We start from the raw sequence: 10,714 nt of genomic DNA, 5'->3' as shown, positions 1-10,714 counted from the left end.
TTTTAATTAGGGTATTTCCGCTTCGCGGACATGAATAAGCGAACTTGATATCACCCCTTCTCCCCTGGGAGAAGGGGGATAAGTCCCTCTTGGAGTAAAAGAGGGATTTAGGGAGAGGGTGTATTTTGCAATTCCGGTTTTTCTTCGTCCAGAATTGCTCCTTCTACGGGACAAACTTCCAAACAAATTCCACAATCAATACAAGTATCGAAATCAATCCAAAACCAATCGGTTCCCTTAGTATTTTTACCTGGGCCGGGGTGAATGCAAGCCACTGGACAAGCTTCCACACAGTCGGCAACTCCTTCACAAATATTCGTAACAATGGTATGAGGCATGGTTTTTTGTCAATCGGGTAAGGTGCATTCATTGGGGTTTTAACCCTCCGTAGGGGTAGGTTTCAAACCCACCCCTACTTTAGAATATCGATTCCACCTGGGGGTTACCTTGGGCATCAATCCAAGCAATTTGGGCAATCCGCCGTTCTTTGGCATAATTTTTTACAGCTTCTTGGGTTTCCCAGTCCAGTAAGTTGACCTGAACTCGGCGGTTAGGCGTTTGAGAGCGAAGAGTTTCGGCATAGGCAAAGGCAGCCCCCCAAGCTTGGTTGGTTAAGGGAACCACTAAACAGTCGCTGGCAGGGATTTCTTTCGGCAGGCGATCGCTTCCTTGAAGCACCTGTTGCAGGGCTTCGATGTTCAGACAAAAGCCAATACCTGGCAAGCTCTCATGTTGGGGATGATACACGCCCACCAATTGATCGTAGCGTCCCCCTTGACCGAGAATTTTCACTTCTGTACCTTGACGACTGGCCACCTCGAAGACGATACCACTGTAATAGTCAAAGGTACGAATTAAACTCAAATCTACAATAATCGGTAAGGGGGGTTGATTGGGGCGACTCTCTTGGAGTAGGTCGATTAATGTTTTGAGGTTCTCTAATTTACTCTGTTCTTCCTCCGTTAGATCTAGAGCCGTTAATTTCTGGAAGACTTGAGCGGGTTCTCCCCGGAGGTTGAAGAGCAGTTGCGCTTTGTGCTGTAGGTCTTCGGGTAGATCCAGATGTTGTAAAGAAATATAGTCAAGATTGGCGATCGCCTCTCGGATCGCTTTTCTAGATTCGGCGGGGAATGAGGAGAGCAGGGATTGGGTTAATCCCGCTTCTCCGATCACCCAAACCCATTGGTCTAAACTGAAGTCTAAAGCTTGCAGGCAATCTGCTAGTAACAATAAAATCTCAGTATCGGCTGGCACACCACCAGCACCGAGCAGTTCGACTCCGGCTTGATAGAATTCCTGCTGCTGACCGTAGTCTCCTTTGGGCGATCGCACAAAAACATTGGCATTATAATAAAATCGCTTGGGATTCGTTACCCGGTTAAAATACTTACGAGTTGCCGCAGTCCGGGCAATGGAGGCCGTTACTTCCGGCCTCAACCCCAACTCTTCTTGACCCTGCTGAAGTTGAATCACGGTAGAGCGATCGATCGCGCCTCCCGCCATCAATGTATCTAATCGTTCCAACGTTGAGGTAATAATCCGATGGTAACCCCAGTGATGAAACACCTGATACAGACGGTCTTCAATCCAGTTTTTTTGGGCAACGTCCAGGGGAAGTAAATCCCTAGCCCCTGGAGCAGACTGATAAACCATTACTTTTTCTTTCCACCACCAATCGTAAACCCGAATATCTTAATCCCTTGACTGGCTTTTTGATCGCTTTTGTCCGTATTCATGCTTTTTTTCATCAGCGCATCCAGTTTTTTCTTCAAGTCTAGGGCTTCTGCATGTTTGGGATCGCCTTCGAGAGCTTTGTTGATATGGACTTTAGCCATGGTTTTCTGCCCTTGTTTGAGGTAGATCATACCCAGTAAGCTATGGCAATCGCTATTACTCGGCTCTAGCTTTAGGGCATCCCGCAATTCTAGGATCGCTTTTGGGAAGTTACCTTTTTCCGTCAGTTCCTTTGCTCGCCCATAATAGCCATCAACTGGAGATTTTTTTTCCACTTTTGGAGCAGGAGGGGGCGCAGGTTTTTCGCCTTTGGGAGGAGGAGCGGCTGCTTTGGGTTTACTGGCTGCTTTTGCTCCTGAACTTCCTGCCCGCATCAGGTAGACCATATTGAGTTCGCTAATTTCTCCAGTAATTTTACTGAAGTCGTTTAAGGACTGGTATTGTTGAGTCGCCAAATCTTCCATGGCTTTTTGATACTCAACTTCTACATCCTTCGCCTGGACAAGTTGTTTAGCCGATTCACTTTGCAAGGTTTCACTACTATTTTGTTGGGCGGCTTGTTGGCCTTTGAGCCGCAACATCACCATATATTCTTTATAGTCTTTCTCCTGGGACAGTTTTTCATAGGCTGGGTTAACCAGTTTAGACAGAATCTGACTGGCTTGTTGTTTGTCTTCTGGTGTTTCTGTAGAACTACTGTCTGGATGGAGGTTTTTAGCAATTCGCATATAGCGCTTGCGGATTTGCCGACTATCTGCCTGGATGGGAACGCCTAAAATGGCGTGGAAGTCGGTGAAGTCAAGTTGAAACAGACCTTGATTGATGTTAAAAGACATACTTGCTGTTTGACTGTGCCAAGAGATGATTAATTATTCTAGTGTACTCTTTCCCCATTCAGCAGATTCTCTCCATTGAGGAGGAAAGGGGGAAATTTGGCGGAGGGCTTCAACCATGGGGTCATGGAGAGAGCCATTAGTGGCTAAAATCCGACCACTGTCTATCTTCAAAGGGCTTCCATTATAGGCGCTAATTGTTCCTCCCGCCTCTTGCACCAGGACTATACCGGCTGTGATGTCCCAGGGGGAGAGACCTCTTTCCCAGTAGCCGTCTAAGCGTCCAGAGGCGACGTAGGCCAGGTCAATTGCCGCAGAACCGCCTCGACGGACTCCTTGGGTCAGATGGGTGAGATGGCAGAATTCGGCATAGTTATTATCGTCGGTTTCGCGGCGATCGTAGGCAAAACCGGTGACCAGGAGGCTATCAGCTAAGGTGGGGGTAGCAGAGACGGCGATCGCCTGACGGTTTAGCGTCGCTCCTAAGCCTTGGGCGGCGCGAAAGAGTTCTTGACGGGATGGATCGAAGACCACCCCCACTTGGGGCACGCCATCGATTAATAAGCCAATGGAAACGGAGAAATTAGGATAACCATGGGAGTAGTTGGTCGTGCCATCAAGGGGATCGATCGCCCACAGATATCGACTTTGGCGATCGCCCAATTTTCCCGACTCTTCCGCTAAAATGCCATGGTCGGGAAAATGGCGCTGCAAAATCTCTAAAATCACAGCTTCCGAAGCCTTATCTGCTTCAGTGACGATATCTCCGGGCCGGCCTTTTTGACGAATATCTTGTAACTTTCCTTGGTAAGACATCACCACCGCACCCCCCGCAAGGGCAGCTTCTGTGGCAATCTCTAGATAGATTTGTAAATTCTCGGTCATGGGGAATAGGGAATTAGGGAATAGGGAATATAGCTAGTCTAAATGAATTGTGCAACTGGAAATGCCCTCTCCCTATATCCCTCTCCCACGGGAGAGGGACTTTTCCCCCTTTTCCTGCGGGAGAAGGGGCATTAATACCAATCAGTCTGACTGTTTCTGAGGTAGAATTATCTCTTATCACCTCTAAGGTATTCCCACTAATAATTCTCACCACCGTCACCGTTTTCCCCACCGAAGTAGAAGATTGACAGCCCCACAAAACTATGCTGTAACCTAGGGCTATGAGTTTTTTAATGTTCATCTTTCAGATCCCGATCGCCAGGAGTAAATAACCTTGAGACAATCCAAATTGATCTATAATAAACCCATTCAGTTCTAACCCATCTCTTCGGATACTTTAGAATATGGCCGTTTATGATCCCATAGCCACACAATACAAGCAATTTCGCGAACACCAGATCTACGACATCTACGTTTATGTATAGATTTATACTTATTTTAGCAGGTTGGGAGATCTTCACGGAAAATCCATTCTCGATCTCGGCTGTGGAGAAGGAATACACAGTCGAAATTTCAAAAAAAATGGCGCAGCACGAGTCGTTGGAGTTGATATCTCGCCCAAGATGATCGAGTTGGCTAGAGCAGAGGAAGCCAAGCAATCCCTAGGAATAGAATATATCGTTAGCGATATGTGCGAATTGGGTCAAATAGATACTTTTGATTTAGTTGGTGCAGCCTTCTCGATCAATCATGCTCAAACCCAAGAACAATTGCGTCAAATGGCCCAAACCATCTATGACAACTTAAAACCCGGCGGCCGTTTTGTTGCCCTCAACAATAATGTTGCCTTATCTCCCGAATCCTACACTCGCCTGGAAAAATATGGATATTATAGAAACAAAGATCTTTCTGAGTTTCAGGAAGGAATGGCCGTTCCTAGCTTGGCTTTTGAGGTCAATGGAGAATAGATCGTAATTGATGACTATTATTTGAGCCAAGAAACTTATGAATGGGCATTCAAAGAAGTTGGGTTTAAGACCGTGAATTGGTATAAACCTATGATTGCTCCTGAAGGGATTCAAAAATGGGGACAGGAGTATTGGCAAGATTTATTAGACCATCCCCCCATGCGATTAATTGAATGCCAGAAATAATCTTAAGCCAAGGAATTAATCATCCTCTAAAGGTAGACCTATTTCCACTTTTCCTTTACCAAAATAGCGCCCAAATTGCAGTTCATAGACCTCATCTTCATCTTGAGTTTCCACTTCTAAATCCGATCGCGCATAACTGACACACAACAGCGCATAACCTTGTTTTTGCAAGTCAGGAAAGAGTCCCATGGCTTCCGGTTGGTAGATTTCTCCCGAAAGGATACGCACCGCGCAGGTGGTACAAGCACCATTGCGACAGGAAAAGGGTAGCTCAACCCCTTGGGTTTCACAATTGTGCAGAATATAGCGGTCATCCGGGACTTGCAGGGTGTGGTGTTGGTTCGTGTGGCGATTATGGATTTTGATCGTGTACGTCTGGGTCATGGCAGCACCCACGGCTATCATCTGCTCTCCAGTTAGACTAAAGGCGCGGGTTTCGGTGATTTTCACCTGCACCAATTGACCTTTGAGTTGCTCGATATCTCCGGTAAAGAAGGTTAAGCGGTTGCCATCTGTGCGTCCCATGACTTGGGTGTTATCCTTGGGATTTTGGTCTTCGACTAAGACGGTTTCGATGCGGCCGAGATAGCGCTGCGATCGCTCCTGTGCTTTAATGGCAACTAAATGATTCAGCCTCTGGAGGCGATCGCTCTTCACCTCCTCACTTAACTGATTCTCCCATACCGCCGCCTCTGTCCCCGGTCGTGGGGAATAGGCCGCCGTATTGAGCTGGTCAAAGCCAATATCCTCGACCAACTCTAGGGTATGCTCAAACTGTTCCTCTGTTTCTCCAGGGAATCCCACAATCGCATCCGCACTAATTGACGCATCCGGCATATAATTCCGAATCTTATCAATAATGCGCCGATAGCGCTCATGGGTATAGCCGCGCCGCATGGCCTTAAGAACCTCATTATCCCCAGACTGAAAGGGAATGTGAAAATGCTTACAGACCTTCGGCAACTCAGCACAAGCGCGAATTAAGCGCTCCGTGAAATAGCGAGGGTGACTCGTAGCAAACCGAAGCCGCTCTATCCCTTCCACATCATAGACAAAATAGAGCAAATCCGTAAACGTATTCTGCCGTGGAAGTCGCCCAGGCCATTCGCTCAGTCCATCGGGGGTATGTTCAGTTTGGCCCTGGTATCTTTCAGAAAATGCGACCCCAAGTCACGCCCGATCCAGAACCGGTGCTTCCTCCTGGTTTTGATGAGCTAACCCCACGAGAACGGGAAGTGCTGGCATTGATTGGAAAAGGAGCCAGCAATCGAGAAATTGCCCAGCAATTATTCCTCTCCGAAGGAACTGTGAAAAACTATGTTACCAATATTCTTGGTCGGCTTAATCTTCGCGATCACACTCAGGCGGCCCTCTTAGCCGCTTCCTTACCGTTGAGCAACCCAAATTGTGGACATATTGAAGAAAAAATGCCGTTAAATATTCGGGAATGGGATTGTCCTAAGTGCGGAAAACACCACGACCGAGATATTAATGCCAGTAAAAACATTTTGGCGGCAGGACTTGCCGTGTCAGTCTGCGGAGCGAGTGTAAGACCGGAACAGAGTAAATCTGTGAAGGCAACTGCTAGGAACCAGAAACCTAAAGCCTCCTGCGGAGGAGCTTCGCTAACGTGAGGTTTAGGAATCCCCTCGCCTTTAGGCAGGGGTGGATGTCAACAACTGCTATAATCGCCTCTCGTAACCATTGACAGCAGGGGAATTTACAGGTATGTCAGACTGGCAAGTAATCGAAGGCGGAGTAACCGCCCCCAAAGGATATCAAGCCGCAGGAATTACAGCAGGATTAAAACCTTCAGGACAACCAGATTTAGCCTTGATTGTATCGGATGTGGAGGCGATCGCGGCTGGGGTGTTTACAACGGTACAAGTTCGGGCCGCTTGTGTAGACTATTGTCGTCAGCGTCTGGAAGAAAAACCCAGCGCCAAAGCCATTCTCTGTAACTCCGGTCAAGCGAATGCAGCGACAGGGGAAGCAGGATGGAACGATGCTCTAGAGAGTGCATCCCTGTTAGGAGAGGCTCTCAATATCGATCCCAATTCCGTTCTTTTGGCTTCTACAGGGGTCATTGGCCAACGGATCAAAATGGAAGCCATGCGCTCTGGTATTCCTCAAGTCGTCTCTAGTTTATCGGCCGAAGGCTCAGAGAGCGCCGGCAAAGCCATTATGACCACGGATTTAGTGCCGAAAACGATTGCTCTAGAGGCTCAATTTGGCGATCGCCCCGTCCGCGTTGGCGGTATTGCCAAAGGTTCCGGCATGATCCATCCCAACATGGCCACCATGTTATCCTTCGTCACCTGTGATGCCACCGTTTCCCCCCATCTGTGGCAAGAAATGCTCGGCCGTGCCGCTAACCGCAGTTTTAACCAAATTACCGTCGATGGCGATACCAGCACCAATGATACCCTGATTGCCCTGGCCAATGGTCAATCCCGCACCCCCGCCATTACCACCATGGGGCCAGAAGCCGAAAAACTCGAAGCCATGTTAACCGCAGTCTGCCAGCATCTAGCCAAGGCCATGGCCCGTGATGGAGAGGGAGCCACCTGTTTAGTAGAAGTAGAAGTTTCAGGCGCAGAAAATGAACAAGCTGCCAGTCAAGTGGCCAAAACTATTGTCGGTTCTTCATTGGTCAAATCTGCCATTTTTGGCCGCGACCCCAACTGGGGAAGAATTGCGGCCGCAGCCGGTCGCGCAGGAGTCCACTTTGAAGCGGAAAATCTGAATATCACATTAGGCGACTTCAAAATGATGGAGGGTGGACAACCTCTTAACTTTGATCGTAATGCCGCTAGTGCATACATGAAACAAGCGGCCGAAGGTGCGTATTTAGAAGCCGATACGGTTAAAATAGGTGTTTCCATCGGTAACGGCCCAGGAACTGCCAAGGCTTGGGGATGCGATCTCAGTTACGATTACGTGAAAATCAACGCTGAGTACACGACTTAAGGGGAATGGGTTGGGTAACCAGTTAAGCAAATGATATAAATGTCAAGTCCTTGCCACAAGGGAAAGGAGACCGATCAAGAGGGGGTTTTTATCGTTTTGGCCGCAAGGCTTTAACAACCCCCCAATCTTGATTTTCTGGAGCTGTGAGATACAGCAGTTTGCTTGCTTTGTACCGATTAAATATTAATAATATCCCCGCCAAGGACTCACCTGTAAAATCCCTTCTGGAGTAAACACCACCTTAAATTGGGCTAAGGGTTCATTAGAACTTTCTTCCTCTCCAGAACGGCTATTTTGGGTCACCTCCAGTAAACTCGGTAGGGGAGTCCGATCCAGATAATCAAACGCCGCTTGATTGAGCGCTTCATAATCAGCAATCTCACCATCAGGTTGCATCGCTACTCGATAATTCAGTTCTGTGGGAAAATTCGCCTCTCGAATCCGCGCCCGATCGATTTGGTCGTAGAGTTCCTGATTCAAATTTTCGAGCAAAAACGGATCAGTAATTTCCGGGCCTAAACTTTGAGACCCTGGGGGAAAACCATTCCAAGGACTGACCTCAACCACCCCTTTTTCCCGAAACACGACCTTAAACTCAGCAATAGATTCGGTTTCAGTTCCTCCCTCATCGGTAGGAATATAAGCTAACTCTAACAAAGGGGTCAGTTGGTCATCTTGGGGACTCATGGCTGCATCTGCGCCCCGATATCCCAAAATGGCTCCATCTTGTCCCACTGCTACTCGATAGGTTAAGTCGTTCTCTAAATCTTCGCGACTTTGCCAAGCTCGGTCAATGTCCTCATGCAATCTCCGATTTAAGATCCCGATTTCTGTGGGATCGGTAATTGAGGGTCTACGTTCAACTAAGGTATCAATATCTTCAATCCTTGGCGGTGAGGAACTCGGTCGAGTGGTTAAAGGATTCACAGTTGTCGAGTCAGAAACGGTCAAGGCCCCTTCTCCATTACGCCCTTGAGGATTGGCACTTTGAGGGCTTCGATCCGTATTCGGGGAAGTGGAAGGGGGGGAAGTCATGGGTGGATCGGAATCCTCAGACTCAGAGGAACCAGAGGGTTGGACTTCCTCTAGGGTATCCGGCCGTTGAATGGTGGGTACAGGCATAATGAGAAATAGGCCAGCCGCAACCGCTAAACCTACAACCCCTAGGGCCGCAGGAGCCGCCCGTTGCGTGACGGGAATCGAGGCTTGCACATAGCGTTTAGGGGTGGGAGCTAGAGACCAGGAAAGACTGGGCAAGGTTTGGGTATCGGCGAAAAATTGATCTACTGCTTCTACCAGGTCAAACAGTTGGACATCGCTGAGTTTAACTTCTGGAGGATTTGGGGAGGGTGTTGCGGCATCGGGAGTATTGTGGTTAATGCAGAGGCGATGGTAATGGCCGCTGATTTTTTCTAAGTGTATCCACTGCGGCCCGGGGAGATGGTCTTGGGGATAGGAAACTCCACTGAGGACTTCTTGGGCATAGTAACTAACGGCCCAAACGAGGCTTTCAAAAAATTCTTTGCCCCCGGTTAATTTGACTCCAGCAATGTGGCATTCCACATTGCTTAACATGGATAAGGCTTGAAAGTCTAAGGCATTGCCCTCGTTGGAGTCACTCCATCCCCAAAGAGTTAAGGTGCAGTTGGGTAAACTATATTGACGTTCGATACTCATGCCACTTCTCCATCAAATAAGCTGATCCACAGTCGTTGCATTCCTTTGGTTCCGGTGCAAAATAGGAGTTGACTGAGTAGGGATATGCCCAGTTCATTTAGGGTTTGATCGTCTTGGTATGGGGTGAGGGCAGAGCGTTTGAGGTTCATACGGGAGCGGAAATGGGCCCGGAAGCGATCCAAATATTCGGAAAGGCGAAAATGATGTTCTACAGAGAGGTGTCTTTCTTGGAGTTGGTCGTAGGCAACGAGCAGTTGACGGATGAGGACGGTGCGTTTGCGGGCGAGGGTAGCGGCGATCGCCACTAATGCCTTGGCTTCTTCTAAACTGAGAGAACGGCGCATATGGGCACGGCGAAAGGGGTTCGTGCTGCGTAAGCGCCATAGAGTGACACGATTTTGAATGATGTCTTGCAGGTGTAGACTTTGGGATGCGGCGAGCATGGCTTCTGAGCCACCTAAATCGAGGGCTTCGAGAGCCAGTAAAATGAGATCGAGATGCCAGCGAGTACGACGGGGACATTCTGGGGAATTGAGGGGCGGATCGACCAAATTCTCCAGAATTAGGGGAGTAGTATTGAGGGGTGGACTGTTGGTTTGCATTGGGTTCTCAAGAAACATTCAAATCGTGTTAGCGACTGCCCTTGTGCTGAACTGTTCAAGTGCCAGGGTACGCTATCAGGATCTCTGATGACGAATGAACCAGGTTAATTAGACCATCAAAGGGGAACACGATCGCTAATAAATAGTTTAGGAGTTCATCTAGGATGCTAAGTTCATAGTATATTACCGGATTGCTCACCCTTTGTTCTAGAGTAACCCCTAGAGGCGATCGCGTGCTTCTCTATTATAGATTTGGCCTGGCGATCGGTTAGGATTTGGAAGCGTACACTCCTATAACTTGATAATCACAGAAGTATTGGATGATGGATATTCAAGACATTCAGGCTCTGATTCGGGATATTCCCGATTTTCCGAAACCGGGGATTTTGTTTCGTGATATTACCACCCTGTTGAAGCATCCCCAAGGGTTTCGCAGCACCATCGATCTGTTAGCTCAACGCTGTGGGGAACTCTCTCCGGACTATATTCTGGGCATGGAGTCACGGGGCTTTATTTTTGGTACACCAGTGGCGTATCAATTGAATTGTGGCTTTATTCCAGTACGCAAACCGAAAAAGCTGCCAGCCCCCGTTTACCAACAGAGTTACGATCTCGAATATGGTCAAGATCAGTTAGAAATGCATCAAGATGCTTTAAAAGAGGGCGATCGCGTCGTCGTTGTCGATGATTTAATTGCCACGGGTGGAACCGCAAAAGCCACAGCAGAACTTATCGAGCAAGCCGGAGCCGTCTTAGCCGGATTCGTCTTCGTCATTGAATTAGAAGCCTTGGAAGGGCGCAAAAACCTCCCGGATGTCCCCATTTCCAGCCTGATTCAATACTAATTCCCCATCCCCCC

At 48.2% G+C, this 10,714-nt stretch carries 11 protein-coding genes and 3 pseudogenes; 6 read left to right on the top strand and 8 right to left on the bottom strand.

Going from position 1 to position 10,714, the window contains the following annotated elements; translation table 11 throughout:
* Positions 1–107: 107 nt before the first annotated feature.
* The 4 genes from PMG25_RS09420 to PMG25_RS09405 form a co-directional block, all read right to left on the bottom strand.
* Positions 108–338 (bottom strand): ferredoxin family protein, encoded by a 231-nt coding sequence (locus PMG25_RS09420; RefSeq protein ID WP_283766645.1) that lies wholly within the window; start codon positions 336–338, stop codon positions 108–110.
* Positions 339–417: 79 nt separating this feature from the next.
* Complete coding sequence (locus tag PMG25_RS09415; protein ID WP_283766644.1) at positions 418–1,653, bottom strand: ATP phosphoribosyltransferase regulatory subunit; 1,236 nt, start codon at positions 1,651–1,653, stop codon at positions 418–420.
* Complete coding sequence (locus PMG25_RS09410) at positions 1,653–2,570, bottom strand: J domain-containing protein (protein WP_283766643.1); 918 nt, start codon at positions 2,568–2,570, stop codon at positions 1,653–1,655. The genes PMG25_RS09415 and PMG25_RS09410 overlap by 1 nt, the downstream gene beginning before the upstream one ends.
* 33 nt (positions 2,571–2,603) lie before the next feature.
* Positions 2,604–3,452 carry an inositol monophosphatase family protein gene (locus tag PMG25_RS09405; protein WP_283766642.1) on the bottom strand — a complete coding sequence of 283 codons (849 nt, stop codon included), beginning with the start codon at positions 3,450–3,452 and terminating at the stop codon, positions 2,604–2,606.
* Positions 3,453–3,958: 506 nt separating this feature from the next.
* Here PMG25_RS09405 and PMG25_RS09400 point away from each other — a divergent pair.
* Together PMG25_RS09400 and PMG25_RS09395 are read left to right on the top strand one after the other, a co-directional pair.
* Positions 3,959–4,420: a class I SAM-dependent methyltransferase gene (locus tag PMG25_RS09400; RefSeq protein ID WP_283766641.1), complete on the top strand. Its 462-nt coding sequence runs from the start codon at positions 3,959–3,961 to the stop codon at positions 4,418–4,420.
* Between the two features lie 21 nt (positions 4,421–4,441).
* Entirely contained in the window at positions 4,442–4,606 is a 165-nt protein-coding gene (locus tag PMG25_RS09395) for a hypothetical protein (RefSeq protein ID WP_283766640.1), read from the top strand.
* Between the two features lie 15 nt (positions 4,607–4,621).
* Here PMG25_RS09395 and PMG25_RS24425 read toward each other — a convergent pair whose 3' ends face one another.
* Both PMG25_RS24425 and PMG25_RS24420 read right to left on the bottom strand, forming a co-directional pair.
* A complete protein-coding gene (locus PMG25_RS24425) occupies positions 4,622–4,990 on the bottom strand; it encodes a 2Fe-2S iron-sulfur cluster-binding protein (protein ID WP_347178793.1) in 369 nt (122 codons plus the stop codon).
* Between the two features lie 24 nt (positions 4,991–5,014).
* Positions 5,015–5,689, bottom strand: a pseudogene (locus PMG25_RS24420) (MiaB/RimO family radical SAM methylthiotransferase); the annotation flags it as partial.
* 5 nt (positions 5,690–5,694) lie between these two features.
* Here PMG25_RS24420 and PMG25_RS24415 point away from each other — a divergent pair.
* The 3 genes and pseudogenes from PMG25_RS24415 to argJ all read left to right on the top strand — a co-directional run.
* Positions 5,695–5,994, top strand: a pseudogene (locus PMG25_RS24415) (helix-turn-helix domain-containing protein); the annotation flags it as partial.
* A 15-nt stretch (positions 5,995–6,009) separates the two neighbouring features.
* Positions 6,010–6,240: pseudogene (locus PMG25_RS24410) on the top strand (zinc ribbon domain-containing protein); the annotation flags it as partial.
* Between the two features lie 94 nt (positions 6,241–6,334).
* The gene (gene argJ, locus PMG25_RS09380; protein ID WP_283766637.1) at positions 6,335–7,576 is read left to right on the top strand and encodes a bifunctional ornithine acetyltransferase/N-acetylglutamate synthase; all 1,242 of its coding nucleotides are present in this window, start codon (positions 6,335–6,337) and stop codon (positions 7,574–7,576) included.
* A 183-nt stretch (positions 7,577–7,759) separates the two neighbouring features.
* Here the strand turns inward: argJ and PMG25_RS09375 are convergent, their stop codons facing one another.
* Both PMG25_RS09375 and PMG25_RS09370 read right to left on the bottom strand, forming a co-directional pair.
* Complete coding sequence (locus tag PMG25_RS09375) at positions 7,760–9,253, bottom strand: DUF4335 domain-containing protein (protein WP_283766636.1); 1,494 nt, start codon at positions 9,251–9,253, stop codon at positions 7,760–7,762.
* Complete coding sequence (locus PMG25_RS09370; protein WP_283766635.1) at positions 9,250–9,855, bottom strand: DUF3038 domain-containing protein; 606 nt, start codon at positions 9,853–9,855, stop codon at positions 9,250–9,252. Before PMG25_RS09370 ends, PMG25_RS09375 begins: the two co-directional genes overlap by 4 nt.
* A gap of 323 nt (positions 9,856–10,178) precedes the next feature.
* Here PMG25_RS09370 and PMG25_RS09365 point away from each other — a divergent pair, with 323 nt between their 5' ends.
* On the top strand, positions 10,179–10,700 hold the full coding sequence (locus PMG25_RS09365) for an adenine phosphoribosyltransferase (RefSeq protein WP_283766634.1): 522 nt from the start codon (positions 10,179–10,181) through the stop codon (positions 10,698–10,700).
* The last annotated feature ends 14 nt before the right edge of the window (positions 10,701–10,714 follow it).

The organism is Roseofilum capinflatum BLCC-M114 (assembly GCF_030068505.1).
Classification (GTDB): domain Bacteria; phylum Cyanobacteriota; class Cyanobacteriia; order Cyanobacteriales; family Desertifilaceae; genus Roseofilum; species Roseofilum capinflatum.
Note: the sequence above shows the minus strand (reverse complement) of the source record. Positions and strands in the feature narration are given on the sequence as shown.